Source organism: Virgibacillus sp. LDC-1 (genome assembly GCF_030137545.1).
GTDB lineage: Bacteria > Bacillota > Bacilli > Bacillales > Amphibacillaceae > LDC-1.
The window spans coordinates 143,759-162,961 of the sequence record NZ_JARUVL010000006.1 but is presented as its reverse complement, the minus strand read 5'-3'; the positions used below and the strand labels follow the sequence as shown (position 1 = coordinate 162,961).

The 19,203-nt window shown below is 36.3% G+C and carries 23 protein-coding genes; 13 read left to right on the top strand and 10 right to left on the bottom strand.

Annotated elements, in window-relative coordinates; translation table 11 throughout:
* Positions 1–174: 174 nt before the first annotated feature.
* From sigK to sda, 8 genes are all read right to left on the bottom strand, one after another.
* Positions 175–891 carry an RNA polymerase sporulation sigma factor SigK gene (gene sigK, locus QBK89_RS07800; RefSeq protein WP_284140475.1) on the bottom strand — a complete coding sequence of 239 codons (717 nt, stop codon included), beginning with the start codon at positions 889–891 and terminating at the stop codon, positions 175–177.
* Between the two features lie 152 nt (positions 892–1,043).
* A complete protein-coding gene (mnhG, locus tag QBK89_RS07795; protein WP_284140474.1) occupies positions 1,044–1,409 on the bottom strand; it encodes a monovalent cation/H(+) antiporter subunit G in 366 nt (121 codons plus the stop codon).
* Positions 1,390–1,701, bottom strand: coding sequence for a Na(+)/H(+) antiporter subunit F1 (locus QBK89_RS07790; RefSeq protein ID WP_284140473.1), 312 nt, complete (start codon positions 1,699–1,701; stop codon positions 1,390–1,392). The genes mnhG and QBK89_RS07790 overlap by 20 nt, the downstream gene beginning before the upstream one ends.
* Positions 1,698–2,174, bottom strand: a complete 477-nt coding sequence (locus QBK89_RS07785; RefSeq protein WP_284140480.1) for a Na+/H+ antiporter subunit E — start codon at positions 2,172–2,174, stop codon at positions 1,698–1,700. The genes QBK89_RS07790 and QBK89_RS07785 overlap by 4 nt, the downstream gene beginning before the upstream one ends.
* Positions 2,175–2,180: 6 nt before the next feature.
* The gene (locus tag QBK89_RS07780) at positions 2,181–3,656 is read right to left on the bottom strand and encodes a Na+/H+ antiporter subunit D (RefSeq protein ID WP_284140472.1); all 1,476 of its coding nucleotides are present in this window, start codon (positions 3,654–3,656) and stop codon (positions 2,181–2,183) included.
* Positions 3,649–3,987 (bottom strand): Na(+)/H(+) antiporter subunit C, encoded by a 339-nt coding sequence (locus QBK89_RS07775; protein WP_284140471.1) that lies wholly within the window; start codon positions 3,985–3,987, stop codon positions 3,649–3,651. The genes QBK89_RS07780 and QBK89_RS07775 overlap by 8 nt, the downstream gene beginning before the upstream one ends.
* A complete protein-coding gene (locus tag QBK89_RS07770; RefSeq protein WP_284140470.1) occupies positions 3,988–6,318 on the bottom strand; it encodes a Na+/H+ antiporter subunit A in 2,331 nt (776 codons plus the stop codon).
* A gap of 299 nt (positions 6,319–6,617) precedes the next feature.
* A complete protein-coding gene (sda, locus tag QBK89_RS07765) occupies positions 6,618–6,779 on the bottom strand; it encodes a sporulation histidine kinase inhibitor Sda (RefSeq protein ID WP_284140469.1) in 162 nt (53 codons plus the stop codon).
* Positions 6,780–7,258: 479 nt separating this feature from the next.
* Between sda and QBK89_RS07760 the strand changes: the two genes are divergently transcribed.
* The 11 genes from QBK89_RS07760 to QBK89_RS07710 all read left to right on the top strand — a co-directional run bounded on the left by QBK89_RS07760 (position 7,259) and on the right by QBK89_RS07710 (position 15,993).
* Positions 7,259–7,774 carry a YqeG family HAD IIIA-type phosphatase gene (locus QBK89_RS07760; protein ID WP_284140468.1) on the top strand — a complete coding sequence of 172 codons (516 nt, stop codon included), beginning with the start codon at positions 7,259–7,261 and terminating at the stop codon, positions 7,772–7,774.
* A gap of 2 nt (positions 7,775–7,776) precedes the next feature.
* On the top strand, positions 7,777–8,877 hold the full coding sequence (yqeH, locus tag QBK89_RS07755; RefSeq protein ID WP_284140467.1) for a ribosome biogenesis GTPase YqeH: 1,101 nt from the start codon (positions 7,777–7,779) through the stop codon (positions 8,875–8,877).
* A gap of 10 nt (positions 8,878–8,887) precedes the next feature.
* Positions 8,888–9,736 (top strand): shikimate dehydrogenase, encoded by an 849-nt coding sequence (gene aroE / locus QBK89_RS07750; RefSeq protein WP_284140466.1) that lies wholly within the window; start codon positions 8,888–8,890, stop codon positions 9,734–9,736.
* A gap of 2 nt (positions 9,737–9,738) precedes the next feature.
* Positions 9,739–10,029: a ribosome assembly RNA-binding protein YhbY gene (yhbY, locus tag QBK89_RS07745; protein WP_284140465.1), complete on the top strand. Its 291-nt coding sequence runs from the start codon at positions 9,739–9,741 to the stop codon at positions 10,027–10,029.
* A gap of 40 nt (positions 10,030–10,069) precedes the next feature.
* On the top strand, positions 10,070–10,642 hold the full coding sequence (locus QBK89_RS07740) for a nicotinate-nucleotide adenylyltransferase (protein WP_284140464.1): 573 nt from the start codon (positions 10,070–10,072) through the stop codon (positions 10,640–10,642).
* Positions 10,629–11,201, top strand: coding sequence for a bis(5'-nucleosyl)-tetraphosphatase (symmetrical) YqeK (gene yqeK, locus QBK89_RS07735; RefSeq protein WP_284140463.1), 573 nt, complete (start codon positions 10,629–10,631; stop codon positions 11,199–11,201). Before QBK89_RS07740 ends, yqeK begins: the two co-directional genes overlap by 14 nt.
* 4 nt (positions 11,202–11,205) lie before the next feature.
* The gene (gene rsfS, locus QBK89_RS07730) at positions 11,206–11,562 is read left to right on the top strand and encodes a ribosome silencing factor (RefSeq protein ID WP_284140462.1); all 357 of its coding nucleotides are present in this window, start codon (positions 11,206–11,208) and stop codon (positions 11,560–11,562) included.
* Positions 11,563–11,565: 3 nt separating this feature from the next.
* Complete coding sequence (locus QBK89_RS07725; RefSeq protein ID WP_284140461.1) at positions 11,566–12,318, top strand: class I SAM-dependent DNA methyltransferase; 753 nt, start codon at positions 11,566–11,568, stop codon at positions 12,316–12,318.
* A 127-nt stretch (positions 12,319–12,445) separates the two neighbouring features.
* Positions 12,446–13,036 carry a helix-hairpin-helix domain-containing protein gene (locus QBK89_RS07720; protein ID WP_284140460.1) on the top strand — a complete coding sequence of 197 codons (591 nt, stop codon included), beginning with the start codon at positions 12,446–12,448 and terminating at the stop codon, positions 13,034–13,036.
* Between the two features lie 84 nt (positions 13,037–13,120).
* Complete coding sequence (locus QBK89_RS07715; protein WP_284140459.1) at positions 13,121–13,693, top strand: ComE operon protein 2; 573 nt, start codon at positions 13,121–13,123, stop codon at positions 13,691–13,693.
* Positions 13,694–13,704: 11 nt separating this feature from the next.
* The gene (locus QBK89_RS07710) at positions 13,705–15,993 is read left to right on the top strand and encodes a DNA internalization-related competence protein ComEC/Rec2 (RefSeq protein WP_284140458.1); all 2,289 of its coding nucleotides are present in this window, start codon (positions 13,705–13,707) and stop codon (positions 15,991–15,993) included.
* 78 nt (positions 15,994–16,071) lie between these two features.
* Here the strand turns inward: QBK89_RS07710 and QBK89_RS07705 are convergent, their stop codons facing one another.
* Positions 16,072–16,206, bottom strand: a complete 135-nt coding sequence (locus QBK89_RS07705; protein WP_284140479.1) for a YqzM family protein — start codon at positions 16,204–16,206, stop codon at positions 16,072–16,074.
* A gap of 392 nt (positions 16,207–16,598) precedes the next feature.
* Here QBK89_RS07705 and holA point away from each other — a divergent pair, with 392 nt between their 5' ends.
* Positions 16,599–17,615 (top strand): DNA polymerase III subunit delta, encoded by a 1,017-nt coding sequence (gene holA / locus QBK89_RS07700; protein ID WP_284140457.1) that lies wholly within the window; start codon positions 16,599–16,601, stop codon positions 17,613–17,615.
* 34 nt (positions 17,616–17,649) lie between these two features.
* On the opposite strand, the gene rpsT is transcribed toward holA, so the two are convergent.
* Positions 17,650–17,916, bottom strand: coding sequence for a 30S ribosomal protein S20 (gene rpsT / locus QBK89_RS07695; RefSeq protein ID WP_284140456.1), 267 nt, complete (start codon positions 17,914–17,916; stop codon positions 17,650–17,652).
* A 173-nt stretch (positions 17,917–18,089) separates the two neighbouring features.
* Between rpsT and gpr the strand changes: the two genes are divergently transcribed.
* Positions 18,090–19,187: a GPR endopeptidase gene (gpr, locus tag QBK89_RS07690; RefSeq protein ID WP_284140455.1), complete on the top strand. Its 1,098-nt coding sequence runs from the start codon at positions 18,090–18,092 to the stop codon at positions 19,185–19,187.
* Positions 19,188–19,203: the final 16 nt, after the last annotated feature.

Genomic DNA, 19,203 nt, shown 5'->3' with positions numbered 1-19,203 from the left:
AAAGTGGCCATATCCAGAACTGGGCAATGGTTATGAACCAACTTCTTCTTCAAGATGAACTAAAAGATAGAGTGTTAAAGTATCTTGAGTAAATTAGAACTTACACACTTTATTTGACAAGCCCAAAACATATGAAAAACGAGCTCTTACCATTTGTAAGATGCTCGTTTTTACTTATTTTCTTTTATGTTCTTTTCTTTCATTTCGAAAATATTCATGGAACACTTTCATCAAAGCTCGCTTCTCGATACGAGAGACATAGCTTCTCGATATGTTTAATTTTTTTGCTATTTCACGCTGGGTCATTTGCTGGTAGTCATTCAACCCATAGCGATATATGATGACTTCACGTTCCCGGCTATCAAGGACAGTAAAATAGTCTTGCATTTTTTCAATTTCCAAATTTAATTGGATAAAGTCAATAACGTCTTCATTTTCCGCCTCTAAAATATCGATAAGACTTATTTCATTCCCTTCCTTATCCTGCCCAATTGGATCATGTAAGGAAACATCTTTTTTTACCTTTTTTAATGCTCTTAAATGCATCAGAATTTCATTTTCCACACAGCGTGCAGCATAGGTGGCGAGCTTTGTACCTTTTCCAACGGAATAGCTTTCAATTCCTTTAATTAATCCGATCGTGCCAATGGAAATTAAATCTTCCATTTCTTCTCCTGTATTTTCAAACTTTTTTACAATATGGGCAACCAACCTTAAATTGTGCTCAATCAATTTATTTCGTGCTGTTTCACTGCCTTCTTGCATTTCTTTAATGTATTTCGCTTCATCCTCAGAGGAGAGAGGTTGTGGAAAGGCGTGGTTTTTAACATACGAAACGAAAACGAGCGCTTCTTTAATGAGTAAGGCGAGGGCACTAAGAATTCCAGACAAACATATCCACCTCCTATAATGGTCGGCTGGGCAAAAGCCTATATATCACCATATGTGCCGTGAAGAGGTTTTGTGTCTGTCCATTAAAAGTGTACGAGTGGAATCCGACATGCATGAAAAAACGAAGTGACTAAAGATAGTCACTTCGCTTTTTATTGATTTCGTTTTATTGCATTTTCATAGGCATCATCGCGATTTTTCAATAGCGGCTTTACACCAGCGTGATGCGCAGCACGTGATATCATATGACCAGCGACAGGAGCGGTGATAAGGATAAAGATCAATGCAAGCAATAGCTTGCCGCTCACAATAGAATGCTCAACATATAAAAATAGGAAGGCCCCAATTAATATTCCTGCTAATCCTAGTGTAGAGGCTTTCGTAGCAGCATGTAATCGAGTATAAATGTCGGGAAAACGTACAATACCTAATGAGCTAGATAAAATGAAAAAGGTTCCGAGCAGTAAACTTAAGCTTATAATGATATTAACAACAATGTTAATCAATGTCTCGATCAATAATAACACCCTTTTCTAAGTATTTTGCGATTGCTACCGTCCCGAGAAAAGCTAGAATTCCTATTAACAAGATAACATCATTTAATTTCGTAGTTAATAAGTAGATTGCCATAAGGGCTGCAACTGCCATCAAATTAATGCCAATTGTATCAAGTGCCACTGCTCTATCTGCATTCGTTGGTCCCACAATAATGCGATAAACCAACAAAACTAACGATAAGGAGATACCAAAAAAACAAATGAACAATGTGATGTCGATGATTTGTTCAGTTGTTGCTAAAATAGAAGTCATCTTGTCACCTCCATAATTGCTTTTTCGAACGTATTTTTAATCGATTGAATGGATTCCTCAATATCGTCTATATCCATCGCATGGATAAAAATGGTTGAATGATCTCGTGAGATAGCAACCGATAGGGTACCTGGTGTTAATGTTATTAGGTTCGCTAGTAGGTTTATTTCCCAGTCTGTTTTTAAATCTGTTGGAAGGGCAAATATACCAGGCTCAATTTCAGGCTTTGGTGTATAAACTAATTTAACGATCTCGATATTGGATAGAAGCAATTCTTTAATAAACAACAGAATCAGCTTCAATATACTCAAAACACGATGCATATAAAATCGGCCAGGAATAAATCTTCGTAATAGGAATAAAAGAAATATCCCACATAAATATCCTGCAACAAAGCTTGCAAAAGAATAAGATTCACTCAAGAACATCCACATGAATGCAATAATAAGGTTAATTACAATTTGAAAAGTCATCATCCATTACTCCTTTAATACAGAATCGATGTAAATTTCCGGATCGAGCAAATAAACTGCAACTGAATCGATAGCCGGATAGATGAATTCTGCACCAATTCCGATAAAGATTGAGAAGAGAAGTAGAAACACAATTGGTGCGATAAAACCTTTTGTCGTTCTTTTCTCTACCAGTGGATTTTCTTCACCCCAAAAGCCTCTTATAAATATTTTCATGACAGAGTAAAGGATGAGCAGACTTGATAGCAATGCAATAATCACAATGAAAATATGATCTCCTTGAAGCGCTCCTTTTAAAAGGAGTAACTTCCCAATAAACCCACTAAAAGGAGGGATCCCAGCTAATACAAATGCCGAAATAAATAAAAGCCAACCTAATACTGGATAATGGTGAATGAGTCCACCCATCTTCCGTAAATCAGAAGTACCGGCAACATATGCGATTACGCCTACAAGCAAGAATAATGCTGTTTTAATAATCATATCATGCACTAGATAATAGACGGATCCACTTAAACCAGCTTGATTGAAAGTACCAATTCCCATCATAATAAATCCGATAGCTGGAATGATATTATAGGCGATAATTAGCTTGATGTTATTTGTGGATAGGGCACCAATAACACCGAAGATCATCGTTAGTCCTGCAATCCAAATAAAGGTTTCATGTGTTAAATCTATTTTATGGACGAAGATTAACGAAAACACTCGTAGGATCGAATAGATTCCAACCTTCGTAAGTAATGCACCAAATAATGCAGATATGACTGGATTTGGTACGATATAAGACTTTGGCATCCAGTAATAAAGTGGAAAGAGAGCAGCTTTCGTACCAAACACGAAAAACAACAGAATAGCAATAGTTGTTAAAATACCAAATTGCTCTACTTCCTGCACACGTTCAGCTATTTGAGCCATATTGACTGTACCTACAACACCGTATAGAAACGCGATGGCGGTTACAAATAAAACAGACGAGAATAAATTAATTAGTACATATTTTATCGATTCTCGAAGCTGAACCTTGTTTCCACCAAGGACAATAAGTGCGTAAGAAGCCATCAATAAGACCTCATAGAATACAAATAGATTAAATAAATCTCCTGTTAAAAATGCTCCTGATACTCCCGTAATAAGAAAGAAATAAAAAGGATAAAAATAATGTTTTTCCTTTTCAATCGAAAGGGAGTGTGGTGCATAGAACACCGCAGCGGTTGCGATGATATTAGTTGTTAGAACGAGTGTAATTGCTAACGAGTCAGCAACAAGTACGATGCCGTATGGTGCAATCCAATCTCCAGTTTCAAGCACAATCGTTCCATCCTGAAACACCTTCCATGCAATAAAGGAGACAACACCTAAGTTTACAACCGTTAAGATTTGTGTTAATGCACGAGATAAACGTACATTCGTATTCGTAAATGCAAGCAGAATTCCTGCGATTAACGGGATGATAATTGGTAGCACTGCTAAATTACTCATTTGTTTCACCCCTTAATTGTTCCATATTATCTGTGTTATTCGTTTTTGCAGTTCGGTATGCTAAAACAAGTAAGAGACTTGTTATTCCGAAGCTAATGACGATAGAGGTTAAGATCAATGCCTGTGGCAAAGGATCGGTGTAGTTAGCAACACCTTCCTCTAAAATCGGTGGCTTCCCACGCTTTAATTTTCCCATAGTTAAGATCATCAGATGCGCTCCATGTGATAGAAGCACTGTTCCGATAATAATACGCAGCATTTGCTTTTGTAATAAGTTATAAATGGCGGTAGCAAATAAAATACCGGCAAGTACAATGACAATAAACTCCATTTATTTCGCCTCCTTATCACGTAATTTAATGAGGCTGAAAATCGCAAGTGCCGCAATTCCTAATACCGTAATTTCAAATAGCGTATCTAATCCACGCATGTCGACGAGAATAACATTTACGATGTTATCTCCACCACCAAGCGAATAAGAGGTTTCAATAAAGTAATCTGAAATCGAGCTAAACCAGCTACTACTATGCGCAGAAATACCAACTAGAATTATTAAAGCACCAAAGCCAATGGAAAGGGTAGCATTCATCCATTTAGAAGCAATCGATTCCTCCCGTTTTTGTAGCTTTGGAAAATGATAAAAGCTTAGTAAAAATAAGACTACCGAAACTGTTTCAATAACGAGCTGCGTTAAGGCAAGGTCTGGTGCGCGATATATAACAAACAAAATCGCTACGCCATAACCAACGACACCTGTTATTAATATGATCGCGAGCTTATGGTTTGTAAAGATCGTAGCAATCGCAGCAATCGCGATAATAAACACAACTGCAAGCTCAATACCTGTCACATCAGCTAAATTATCATTACTTATTGTAAAGCCATCTGTTATAAACATAAAGCTTAGTGTAACAATGAATATTGTTCCAATAATGATGGCCACATAATTTTTTAATGAACCATTCATATAGAAGTTCGTGACCGTTGCAGTGTATTGATCTACCTTTTCTAACAGGCCATCGTATAGGTTGTTAAAGCTTAATTTGCCAGGGAAGAAGTTGTATATATTTTTCCAGTACCGTCGTGTGAGAAATAGGGCAAGACCAACACCAACAACAATTAATGACATTTTAAATGGTGTAATAAATCCGTGCCAAAAATAGACGTCAACAAATTCACTACTTGGATTTACTGCCGTTGCAGCATGAAGCAAAAATGATGCATTAAAGCTATTCGGGAATAGGCCAATTATAACAACTCCTGCAATAAGAAGCATTGGTGACATTAACATCCCAAATGGAGCTTCATGCGGCTTTTTCGGAAGTAGCGCCAATTTTTGTGGGCCTGTAAAAACTCCAAAAAAGAAATACATCGAATATACAAATGTGAAGATACTTCCAAACACAGCTAGATATGGAATGCTAGCAGTTAAAAGGCTAGCAATACCAGCTCCGCCATCTGGTAGTTTTACTGTTGCGTCAAAAAATAATTCTTTACTATAAAAACCATTTAAAAACGGTAATGGTACACCGGCCATTGAAAATGTTCCAAAAATGGCTAACGTAGCCGTGATTGGCATCAATGTTAATAAACCACCTAGCTTACGAATATCTCTCGTGCCTGTTTCATGGTCAATAATCCCGGCTACCATAAATAAGCTTCCTTTAAACGTGGCATGGTTTAAAATATGAAATACGGCCGCAAAAATAGCAATTTTTGTTCCAAAGCCGAGCATTGCCATAATCATTCCGAGCTGACTGATTGTAGAGAAAGCTAATATCGCTTTTAAATCTGTTTGTCGAACAGCCATATAGGATCCCCAGCAAAGCGTAATAATACCGACCGTACTTACAATGATATAAAACCATTCATATGTATGGAACAATGGGGAAAAACGCGCGATTAAAAATAAGCCTGCCTTGACCATTGTTGCTGAATGCAAATAAGCACTAACAGGAGTCGGAGCTTCCATTGCATCAGGAAGCCAAATATGAAATGGAAACTGAGCGGACTTTGTAAAAGCGCCTAACAAAATAAAAATGAGAATTAAAGGAAGATAGTTACTGTTTAAAACTAAATCAGCTTGTTCAATCATCCCTTGAATACTTGTTGTTTTCGTTACAATCGACAGAAGCACAAAGCCACCAAGCATACTTAAGCCACCGAATACGGTAATTAGCATCGATTTTAAAGCACCATATCTAGAGCGCTCTTTAAAATGCCAGTATCCAATTAATAAGAATGACGAAATGGATGTTAATTCCCAAAAGGTGTAAAGCACAAACACATTATCTGATAAGACAACCCCTAGCATAGCGGTCATAAACATTAATAAATAGACATAGAAGTGTCCTAACCGTTCGCTGCGGTCTAAGTAATAAATGGAATATAAAACAACAAGACTTCCAATTCCAGTAATTAGTAGTACAAACAATAAACTCAATCCATCTAAGTAGAAGTCAAAATTAATTCCTAATGATGGAATCCAATTATAAGTTTGCCGAGTTGGGGAAAAGTTCGTTCCAACAAATCGAACAAAATAAATAAATATACTTAAAGGGATAAGTAACACAAAAATACCTGTATGTATTCGATGCTTTATTTTACTTAAAAATGGAATAAAAAAAGCAAAGATAAATGGTAAGAGTACTGCGAAAATCATCTATTGAAAATCCTCCTTATAGTTGAAAATGACATAGCAGTTCATTCAGATCGCAAGCTAAATGAAAATGAAGGTCTTATGTGGTTGCAACAAGGGAACAACTTCTTCTAAAATTATATACTTTAATCCTATGAAAAACCATTAAAATAAAGGAAAAGCTTGCGAGGAAAATATTTGCTAAAAAAACAGTTAAATATAAGCTTATCATAATATAATTGGCGGAAAAATAAAAAACCCCCATCATTCACAAAAACGACAAGAGTTGCTGGAAGATATTTCTTATAGTGGAGTATTTGTTTTTATCTTGTAAACGACTCATACTTCGTGTTACAAGTAATTTTATGTGTAATACATCTTCTATTAATTTCTTCTATTATAAGCGCAATAAAATCAGGGCTTAAATGTAGCTCATTTGCTTTATGGTATGATTCAATTAATAATTCGTCCGACAAATGCTTCATAAATGCAGCCCTCCTATTAAAATCGTAAACAATGATAGAATCGATATATTTCGTAAAGCTAATAATAATTTAACACGATTCTCGTATCGGGACAAGACGTCAGTTATCTACATGCGATTGTAGATAACTTGTGTATATCTAAAGGTTTGCGCTATTAAAGCCTTGATATAACAGTGTGGATAATGTTGATATAGTTATCCACAATTCGAATAATGAGGGAATTTGTCGAACGTTTTTAACACGTGATTTACATTTTTACATAATTCTCCTAATCAAGTCAAAAAACTATACCCTTCTTTCATACGAGAAATTTTTTGATTGGCTAGTGAATTTTGTTTTATAATGCTAAAAGGGTAGTATCCGATTAGGATGATGTTATAATGTATAATTGCCATTACTAATTTAAAATAAACATCTGTAACGGTTTAATTCGAATAGATGCTAAATTCGTATGGAATGATAAAAATGAGGTGTATGAATTGCTAAATAAATTTCTACCAAATGAACATGTGAAAAGTATTTTTGATATTGACCCTGCTTCCTTAAAGGAGAAAGGAATAAAAGGGGTCATAACGGATTTAGACAATACGCTTGTTGCTTGGGATGTACGTGATGCAACATCAGAAGTAGTACAATGGTTTAAATTATTAAAGGATCATGGAATATCTGTTATGATCATCTCCAATAATAACCAGGACCGTGTTAAGATTTTTGCAGAACCATTAGATACACCATATGTATTCAGTGCCAGGAAACCATTGCGTCGAGCATTTGTTACTGCTGCTAAAGAAATGGGAATGAAAAAAGAGGAAATTGTAGTTGTTGGTGACCAGTTATTAACCGATGTTCTTGGTGGTAACCTAGCGGGTTTTTATACGATTCTTGTTGTCCCCATTGTGCAAACAGATGGAATGCTAACGCGTGTAAATCGAAAAATTGAACGACGTATCATGGACTATATGCGAAAAAAAGGAAAGATTACGTGGGAGGAATAAGATTGGATAACGTATATTGCATTGGATGTGGAGCAGAAATTCAAACTGCAGATCCAAATAAAGTAGGCTATACGCCGAAGTCGTCCTTAGAAAAGGAAAACATATTGTGTAAGCGTTGTTTCCGGTTAAAGCATTATAATGAAATACAAGATGTTCAAATAACTGATGATGATTTTTTGAATATGGTTAGTAGTATTCGAAACAATCATGGACTTATCGTACATATCATTGATATCTTTGATGTAAACGGAAGCTTAATTGACAGCTTACCTAGAATAGTTGGCAACAATCCGATTATTTTAGTTGGGAATAAGGTAGATTTACTTCCGAAGTCTACAAATCAAAACAAAGTAATCCAATGGCTCCGCAAAAGTGCAAAGGATGCAGGCATTCGTGTTGAGAATGTTTTTCTTATTTCCTCCAAAAAAGGGCATGGAATTGAAGAACTTAAAGAAGAAATAGAAAAGCTTCGAGAAAAACAGGATGTATATGTGGTTGGAACAACGAATGTTGGAAAGTCTACATTTATTAACCGCCTCATAAAACAAACTATCGGTGAAAGTGATGTTATCACAACCTCTTATTTCCCAGGGACAACGTTAGGCTTTATTGAAATCCCATTAGATGACAAATCTGTATTAATTGATACTCCGGGAATTGTGAATCATAAACAAATGGCCCATTATGTGTCAGAGCATGATTTAAAGGTGATAACGCCAATTAAAGAAATAAAACCGAGAGTATACCAGTTAAATGAAGGACAAACATTGTTCTTTGGAGGGTTAGCGCGTTTTGACTTTCTAAAGGGAGATAGACAATCTTTTGTTTGTTATTTTGCAAATAGCCTACAAATCCATCGTACCAAACTAGAAAATGCCGAAGAGCTTTATGCTAATCATCTCGGGGACGAACTGCTCTCTCCACCGGATACGAAAACGTTAGAAATATTACCACCATTGTCATCAAGTTCGTTTCGTATGAACGGTGAAAAGACAGATATTGTTTTTCCAGGACTAGGGTGGATTACGGTATCAGGTAAAGCGAGTGTAAATGCGCACAGTCCTAAAGGAGTATCAGTATCCGTAAGAAAAGCATTGCTATAGGGGGAATATCATGTCATTTCAATTAGGTTTAATAGGCTTTCCAATCCAGCATTCTATGTCGCCGTGGATTCATCAGCAATTTTTGCAACAAGCAGGGTTGGAAGGAAGCTATAAACGGATAGAAATACACCCTCATACTGATTTTGGCGTGGAAATTTCTCGTCTAAAAGAGCAGAAGCTTTTGCATGGCTTTAATGTAACTGTTCCGTACAAGCAAAGCATCATTCCTTATTTAGATGATATTGATCAAGATGCACAAGAAATTGGTGCAGTTAACACCGTTGTCTTAAGAAATGGACAATGGATCGGCTACAATACGGATGGTAAAGGATATGTTTCAGCATTAATTGCTAATTATCCAGAGCTTGCACAAAATAAACAGAAGCGGATTCTAGTTGTTGGTGCAGGAGGCGCAGCGCGAGGAATTTATTATGCGCTTTTATCAGAAGGATTTAGTCAAGTGGATATTGCGAATCGTACGATAAAACGGGCAAATGAAATTGCGAAATTAAACAAAGGTAAAACATCTACTTCGGTTTTGACGATAAAAGAAGCGGAAGATCGGTTAGCTGATTATGATATTATAATTCAAACAACATCAGTCGGCATGAAGCCAAATGAACAAGCCTCTCCCATACAATTGAACCATCTAAAAAGTACGGCGATTGTAAGTGATATAGTTTATCAACCATTGCTAACGAATTTTTTACAACAGGCAATAGATAAAGGCGCGCATATCCATTTAGGACATATGATGCTTTTAACCCAAGCACAACTAGCATTTCAAATTTGGACAAGAAAATCTGTTGCACTCGATAACATGAGCAAGCAACTAAAGCTTAAATTGGAAGGAAGATAAGAATGTTAACAGGAAAACAAAAACGATTTTTACGTGCAGAAGCACATCATTTAAAACCCATTTTTCAGGTTGGTAAAATAGGTGTGAATGAAAATATGGTCGAACAAATAAACGAGGCGCTTGAAAAGAGAGAGCTCATTAAAGTGAGCATTTTACAAAATTGCCTGGAAGATAAAGAAAGTGTAGCAGCACAACTTCAAGAAGGAACTGGAGCCGAAATTGTTCAAGTAATTGGAAATAATATTGTTTTATACAAGGAATCAATAGAAAATAAGCATATTAATTTACCGTGACCATGAATTGCTAAAAAGCTTTCATGAAGGAGAATATGTGATGAAGAAGCGAATTGGGATTTTAGGGGGGACATTTGATCCACCTCATATGGGGCATTTAATAATTGCGGAAACCGTAAAAGACACCATGGAATTAGACGAGGTATGGTTTATTCCCGCGAGTGAGCCACCACATAAATCGAAAGCGAATGCAACTGCTGAGGAAAGAGTTGCGATGGTTGAAATGGCGATTCATGAGAATGAAGCATTTAAAATAAATGACATCGAAGTGAATCGAAAGGGAACGTCCTATACAATTGATACGGTTAAAGCATTGCAATTACAATTCCCAGAGAATCAATTCTATTTTATTATTGGTGCAGACATGGTTGCCTATTTACCGAATTGGTATCAAATAGATGAGTTATTGGCGAATGTTACCTTCATAGGAGTGCAGCGAGAAGGATATCCGCTTGAAAGTAAATATCCGATTAAAACAGTTGATGTTCCTTTTATTCCGATATCTTCAACGATGATTCGTCAAAGGCTAAGCGAAAAAAGATCGATTCGTTATTTGGTACCACATTCGGTTTATTCTTTTATTGAGGAGCGGGGATTGTATGGAAACAAGTAAAGCATTGCGTATTGTAAAGCCGCATTTAACTTCTGCACGCTATGAACATACAGAACGCGTTATGGAAACTGCAGTTCATCTAGCCAAGCTATATGGCTCAAATGAGGAAAAAGCGGCTATTGCAGCCGTCTTTCATGATTATGCAAAGTATCGAAATCTAGATGAGATGAAGAAATGGATTTTATCATCGTACTTACCAAAGGATCTTCTTCACTATCATCATGAACTTTGGCATGGTCCTGTAGGATCATTGCTCGTCGAAAGAGAGCACGGGATTATCGATCCTGAGATAAAAGATGCGATATACTATCATACAACAGGCAGGGCTCACATGAGTACGCTTGAAAAAGTATTGTTTGTCGCAGACTATATTGAACCAGGAAGAAGCTTTTCCGGCTTGGAAGAGGTTAGGGATACGGCAAACAGAAACTTGGATAAAGCAGCATGGTTGGTTTCAAGAAACACAATTCAATTTTTAATGGGGAAAGAAAATACAATTTACCCAGATACCTTTCATGCATATAATGACCTAACAAACAAATTGAGTGGAGGTAATTAATTATATGAAAACTACGGATATGCTTAATATAGCAGCAGAAGCTTGCGATGATAAAAAAGCAGAAAATATTATCGCCTTGGATATGAAGGGAGTCTCCTTAGTTGCAGACTACTTTTTAATATGTCATGGAAATAATGAACGGCAAGTCCAAGCAATCGCAAGATCTATTAAAGAAGCGATGGAGGAAAAGGATATTCCATTAAAACGACTAGAGGGATTTGAAGAGGCGAGATGGGTGCTCGTTGATATTGGAGATATTGTATGCCATGTATTTCATAAGGATGAACGGTCTTATTACAATCTAGAGCGTCTCTGGGGTGATGCAGCCCAAGTTCAGCTAGAAATTAGTCAGGTTGATTAAGCGATGGCTTATGAACGTATGGCCAATATTTATGATCAGTTTATGAAGGATGCACCATATGACGATTGGGTATCTTTTACAGAAGAATTCATTGCTCGTTCTCCATTAAAAGTCACTTCAATTCTTGATCTAGGCTGTGGAACAGGAGAAATAGCACTTCGTTTAGCTCAAAAAGGATATGCTGTAACAGGAGTAGATTATTCAGCTGACATGCTTTCAATTGCGGAGCAAAAAGCAAACGACCAGCATTTAGATATTCATTGGGTCCATCAGGATTTACGAGCGTTAGATGGATTCACGATGGTTGATGTGGCGGTTTGCTATTGTGATGTAGTAAATTACATTACAACTACTGAAGAGTTAGAACAGGTATTTGGACGTGTTTCAAAAGCTTTGCGGCCTGGGGGATTATTTTTATTTGATGTACATTCCTTATTTCATGTTGAACATAACTTAGTAAACCAAACGTTTGCTGATATAGATGAAGAAAGCTCATATATTTGGTTTTGTTCAGAAGGTGATGAAAAAGGAAGTATGTATCATGATTTAACGTTCTTTATGCAAGATGGTAGCCAATATACTCGATTTGATGAAGCGCATTATCAGCGCACTTATTCAATGGATGTTTATACAGCTTTGCTACAACAAGCAGGTTTTGAGATTAATCAAATTACTGCGGATTTTTCATTAGAAAATAAAAAAATAGATGAAAAAGCAGCTAGATTATTTTTTATAGCTGAAAAAAGATCGGGATAATATAAAATTTCCGATCTTTTTTTAATTGCAGGGAATCTATCTATGTTTGTCGAAGAACATACTAAGCTCCCATTTCCACGTTTAATCCACGCTCTAAAAGCCACTTTTATAGAAGGATGTGTTTGTAATGCTTTCAATCGGTAAGAAACTCTTGTTTCCAATTATTATTATTGTTTTAATCCTGCTGTTTATTATCCTTACGAAGGAGGATCACGCACAACTAGCAGAACAACCTATAGATAGTAATCTTCCCTCCATTAATGATCCAGAGAAGGAAGACGCGCAATCAGTAACCGTATTAATCGATGTTAAAGGTCATGTGCAAAAGCCAGGTGTCTATGAACTAACTTCCAGTGCAAGGGTAAAGGATGTCATCGATTTAGCAGGAGGATTCACTGACAAGGCAGATCAAACTAGTATTAATTTAGCGCAAAAAGTAAACGATGAAATGGTTATTATCGTACCGGAATTAGGTTCTCCTGATGATAGCGATAACGGCGCAACTACCGGTAGTAAAGCAGGGAATAAATTAGCTATTAATCGAGCAACAAAAGAGGAAATCGAGCAATTAAATGGTATCGGTCCAAAAAAGGCAGAAGCAATTATTCAGTATCGGGAAGAGCATGGACAGTTTCGAAAGCTAGAGGATTTACTAGAGGTGTCTGGAATTGGAGAAAAAACGCTTGAAAGCATAAAGGATGCCATTCAAATTCCATAAAACATCCATTGACTGTCTAAATTAATTCCATGTAAACTAGCTTCAATGATGTTTTTTAAATTTTATACATATGAGGTGATTTTTTTGGAAAGGATTTCTTGGGATCAATATTTTATGGCACAAAGTCATTTGCTTGCTTTACGAAGCACGTGTACACGTTTAATGGTCGGAGCTACCATTGTTCGCGATAAACGTATTATTGCAGGCGGATATAATGGTAGTGTTTCTGGTAGTGTGCATTGTATTGATGATGGATGCTACGTTATTGATGGACATTGCGTCCGTACGATTCACGCAGAAGCGAATGCATTATTACAATGCGCGAAATTTGGTGTTCCTTCTGAAAATGCCGATATGTATGTAACGCATTTTCCATGCTTGCAATGCTGTAAGCAAATTATTCAAGGTGGCATTAAGACCGTATATTATGCGGAGGATTATAAAAACCATGAATATGCGATTCAACTATTTAAAGAAGCAGGCGTAAAAACAAAAAAGGTTCCGTTAGAATATTTAGCAGTGGATACACACTACATAGAAAAAAGAGCATATGTAGAAGGGTTGTTAGCGAAATTAGAAGCAAAGGCAGATTCCGATACGGATATAACAGCATTAAAGCACGAAGCAGACAAGCTGTTTCAGCTATCTGAAGAATAAGGTAACTATTGATGAAAGGTTATTGGCATATTGCTGCGTTCGCTGCTGTATCAAGTGCACTAACCGTTTATTTTAATAATTATTGGCTATACGTTGGATTTATTTGTTGGATTTTTTATGTATATGGAAGCAAACGGCTAAGGAGGTTTCCGCTACTTGCTTCCATCATCATCTCCCTTTTTTTCTTCGAGTACCTTCCAACGCTCTCTACTCCTCCACAGTCATCATCTCCAGAAGAAATACTCACTCTTACTGGTACGATCGTTAGTCAAGTCAATTGGACGGAAAAGAAAGTTGATTTCGTTCTTCATAGCGATTCATTAGATCAAAAAATAGAAACCGTTTCATTTTTAAAAGAACAAGCTAATGATCACATTACGCATTGGAAAACAAAGCTTCGATACGGAGCAGTATGTGAACTAACAGGGCGTTTTGCCGTTCCTGAGTCAAGTAGGAATCCAGGTCAATTCAATCATCAATTATTTTTAGCTAAAAAAGGTATTTCTTATCAGATTGTTGTCGATTCTTTGGATACTATTTCATGTGATGGCGCTTCGTTTATGGATCGTTTTTATCGTTTTAGAGATTTATTGCAAGGTTTTATTTCGCAGACATATAAGAAGGATTCTACTGCTTGGATTTTTGCATTAGTCTTTGGAGACGATTCAATGCTTTCCAAGACAATGATTCATTTATTTCAAAGGTGGAGTTTAGCTCACTTATTGGCGATTTCAGGCTTACATGTTGGACTAATCGTCGGGTTTGTTTTCTTTCTGCTTATCAAGCTGGGAATGACAACGAAGGAAAAGACGCAGTGGATAATAATTTTTGGGTTGCCTGTTTATGCTATCCTTGCGGGAGGAGAGCCTTCGGTATGGAGAGCTAGCTTAATGATTTGCCTTGCAGTTGGTTTGGCGAAAGCAAAGCTTCGTTATCCACTAACAGATGTGATAAGCATCGTGTTCCTTTTTCTTCTAATAGTTGATAAATACATTATTTATCAAGTAGGGTTTCAAATGTCTTTTTTAGTTGCATTCACATTAGTGCTTTCAAAATCATGGCTTGCGAAAACACCTTCCCCTTTTTTCGTTTTGCTAAAAATCAGCTTTATTTGTCAGCTGGTTCTATTGCCTATTCAATTCCTTTATTTTTCCACCTTTCATCCATTATCTATTCTTATCAATATCCTCGTTGTTCCATATTTCACGTTATTTGTTATTCCAACCGTTTTTATAATGGTGATTTTTTCGCCTGTACCTTTTATATCAACGGTAATTGACTTTATATTTACCTTTATCCATAAAGGTTTTGAAAAGCTTCTCATTGTCATTGATCAAGTTGCGTACTTTCCCTGGATGACCGGGAATTTTCCCATGTGGAGCGCATTTTTATATTATGGCTTACTTATTTTGTTTATGGTATTAGAAGAAAAACAAAAAAAGACAAATGCTTTCATTTGTGGGGTGGGATTAACTGTAATGGTGATGATCATTGTTGCGCGGCCTTATTTTTCCCCGATTGGAAAAGTTACGATGTTGGATATTGGGCAAGGAGATGCATTTGTCATCGAGCTTCCTTATCGCCGCGGTGTATTTATGATTGACGCTGGAGCGACATATTCATTTCATGATAGAAAGCCTACTGAAAGTGTATACAACAATATTATTAATCCATTTTTAACTTATCGTGGTATTCAATCAGTTGATGCGGTTTTTATTAGTCATGAAGATGTGGATCATATGGGAAGTGTAGGGTATTTGCTAAAAGATAGATCGGTTAAGCGAATTGTAGTAAGTGATCAATATGAGCTAAAGATGAAGGAGCTGAACGAATGGATGCAAGCAAAAGGAGAGGTTATTCGAATAAAGCCTTATCAATTGCTTGCCATTAAAGGGCAAACGTTCCATCTGTTATCTCCTACTCGCAATTTAGGAACGCCTAATGAAAACTCGCTCGTAATATTAACAGAATTTGGAGGGGAAAGGTGGTTATTTACAGGTGATATAGGGGAGAACACGGAAGAAAAGCTACTTTCATCTTTTCCAAATCTTTCGATTGATGTTCTAAAGGTTGCCCATCATGGAAGTAATACGTCCACAGGAGCACAATTTATTAAAGCAATTCAGCCAAATGATGCACTCATTTCAGTTGGCAGACATAATATGTATGGACACCCTGCAGAAGAAGTATTGCAAGTGTTAAAAGAGGAAGGCGTCCGTATTTTTCGAACAGATACAGATCGAGCAATCCAGTATCAATACCATGGTGACAAGCGTGTTTTTACTAAATATAAACCATAGATACTATTATGCAATAAATGATAAAAGAGACTGTTTACCAGTCTCTTTGTTAGCCATGTGAAGTTGTATGTAAAAAAATTAAGAACCTATAACACTAATTACAACACCGATTGTAAAAATAAGAATAAAGAATACAAATGATATCCCAAACCCTTTGATTGAATCAACAACATCGTTATTTCTTGATTGTGGATTTTTTTCAAATTCATTCATTGTCATAGTAACCCCTCCTATAATCACTTATTAGTATAAATTATTTACATAAAAAAATCCACTCGATTAATTGAAATTTTAAGAAAGAGATCATCAAACTGGTATTTATGGTAGGTATCCATTCTTCTGCAATGTAATCGACCCCATTATTAGAAAGACTTAACAGCTATATTTTAAACACTCCAGGTTAGTCTATAAATGATCAAATATCGTTTAAGTGACAGTTCCTAGGGCTGTGGTTTAAACGTTTATATAGATCAGGGAGGGAGAATCGAGGCATCCTCTCCCTCTCATTATTTTCTTGCGTTTCCCGATGCATCCGATTACCATTATAGATAGAGTGAAAATGACGAATGTCTTTTTATTTGAGTTTTTGAAAGATGGTGGATGGATTGTCCTACAATGAAATGCGAAAAAAAATAAAAGCAAAGCATATACCTGCTGTCAGTTTATTATATGGAACAGAAGCATATTTTATCCAAAACTTACAAGCGCTTTTTCTAAAGCATGGCATTGATGATGCTGCAAATGCTGTTACATATGATTTGGAAGAAACACCTATTCAAGAAGTAATCATTGATGCGGAAACATATCCTTTTTTTGGTGAAAATAAATTAATATTTATCCATAACCCAATTTTTTTAAAGGCGAAGCAGGACAAGCTTCCATTTGAGCATGATGTTACGATGCTGGAGAGGTATCTTGAATCACCTGTAGATTATTCAACGATCGTTTTTATTGCGCCATATGAAAAGTTAGATGAACGGAAAAAATTAACAAAGTTATTTCGGAAAACAGCTGCTGTTGCAGAATGTAATCCAGTAAAGTCAGAAGAAGTTGACAGATGGATTCACGGAATGGCGGAACAATTGCATATTACAGTTGAATCAGCTGCAATCGAAGTATTGCTGAGAGAACAAACAAGTAATTTGCAAATGTTGGAGAACGAGCTTACAAAAATGGCTTTGTATGTTGGAGAAAATGGTGCGGTAACGAAAGAAGTTGCGGAAGAGCTCGTATCGCATACAACGAATAGTTCTTCTTTACGCTTAGTAGATGCCGTAATGGAACGCAAATTACATCAAGCAGTAGCTATTTATAAAGATTTAGAAAAGTTAAAGGAAGAGCCGATTGCTCTAATTGGATTATTAGCTTATCAATTTCGAATGATACTACGTGTGAAGCTCCTAAAAGCAAAGGGATATAGTCAAGGACAAATACAAAAGAATCTTAGTGTTCATCCATATGTAGTAAAGGTGGCGTTAAGCAGAGAAAGTCAATTTACTATCCCAAGACTACATAAAATAATAGATAACTTAGCTAATGCAGATGCTGTAATGAAGCAAGGAAAGATGGAAAAAGGCTTAGCTTTCGAACTATTACTTCATGAGATGGTAACTGCAAGTTAAAATAAAAAACGATCCGCAATTGGATCGTTTTTTATTATGCACCAAGTTTATTTACTTGTTTTGTTAGGCGGGATTTTTGACGATCACCCGTATTTTTATGGATAATCCCTTTTTGTACCGCTTTATCAATTTTTTTGCTTGCTTGACGTAATGCTGCTTGTGCATTTTCTACGTCTTTTGCTTCTACAAATTTTTCAACCTGTTTAATTTGTGAACGCATGTCTGATTTATCAGATTGATTTTGTAAACGTTTTTTGTTATTTACTTCAACCCGTTTAATAGCAGATTTAATGTTAGCCAATTCTTTCACCTCCCAATGATACAACTCGTCAATAAAAACGAATGTAACAAGAGATATTTTACCAAAGCCGCTCCATGTTTTCAATAGCTTTGTTATACATTGCGCTTCAATTGTATGAATTTTGATAAATAGTGCACGATATGGATAGAAATGTATAAGAAAGGAAGAATGCTGTGAAAAAGGAAGCGGATAATTTTCAAGTGCGTACAGATTTAGCTATTGAAGCAAAAAATATGTACGTGGAAAAGGAAAATAAAAAAGAGGAAGAAATAAAAGGTGTTATAACAAAAGAAAGAACAGAAAACGATATTCGTATTGTTTATGTAGAAATTGATGCGGAAGGCTCCGAATTAGTTGCCAAGAAGCCTGGAACATATGTAACTATTTATGCAGATGGCGTGAAGCGACAAGATACAAAGCGTCAAGAAGATGCAGCTAAACTATTGGCAAAAGAATTAGAAGCGCTATTAAAGAAAAATAAAATAGAGAGCGATGCGACGGGTTTAATTGTTGGACTCGGAAATTGGAATGTGACTCCGGATGCGTTAGGACCGATGACGATAGAAAAGGTTATGGTAACGAGTCATTTGTTTAAATTAGAGTATGAAACGGTTCACGATGGATACCGTTCTGTAGCAGCGGTTACTCCTGGCGTAATGGGTGTAACAGGAATTGAAACAAGTAATATTATTCATGGGATTATCGAAAAGTTCAATCCTGATTTTGTTATTGCGGTAGATGCACTGGCTTCAAGGTCTATTGAACGAATTAACGAAACGATTCAATTATCTGATGCAGGGATTCATCCAGGCTCAGGCGTAGGAAATAAACGAAAAGAATTAAGTAAAGAAACGCTCGGTATTCCAGTTTTAGCAATTGGTGTTCCGACTGTAGTGGATGCGGTTACGATTACAAGTGATACCATTGATTTTATTTTGAAGCATTTTGGGAAAGAATGGCGAGACAAGGGTCGTCCCGCTCAAGCACTGGCACCTGGAGGCTTCTCGTTTGGAAGAAAAAAGCTAGCGGAAGAAGATATGCCTGACGCAGAAAAAAGAAATGCCTTTCTTGGAATGGTAGGAAATCTTTCAGACGAAGAAAAAAGAGCATTAATTGCAGAAGTGCTTACACCATTAGGGCATAATTTAATGGTTACTCCAAAAGAAGTGGATGGATTTATGATTGATATGTCACACTTAATTGCAAATGGTATCAATGCAGCACTTCATGAGAATGTAAATATTGATAACTTTGCTTCTTACTCACGATAAAGCAGATACACATCAT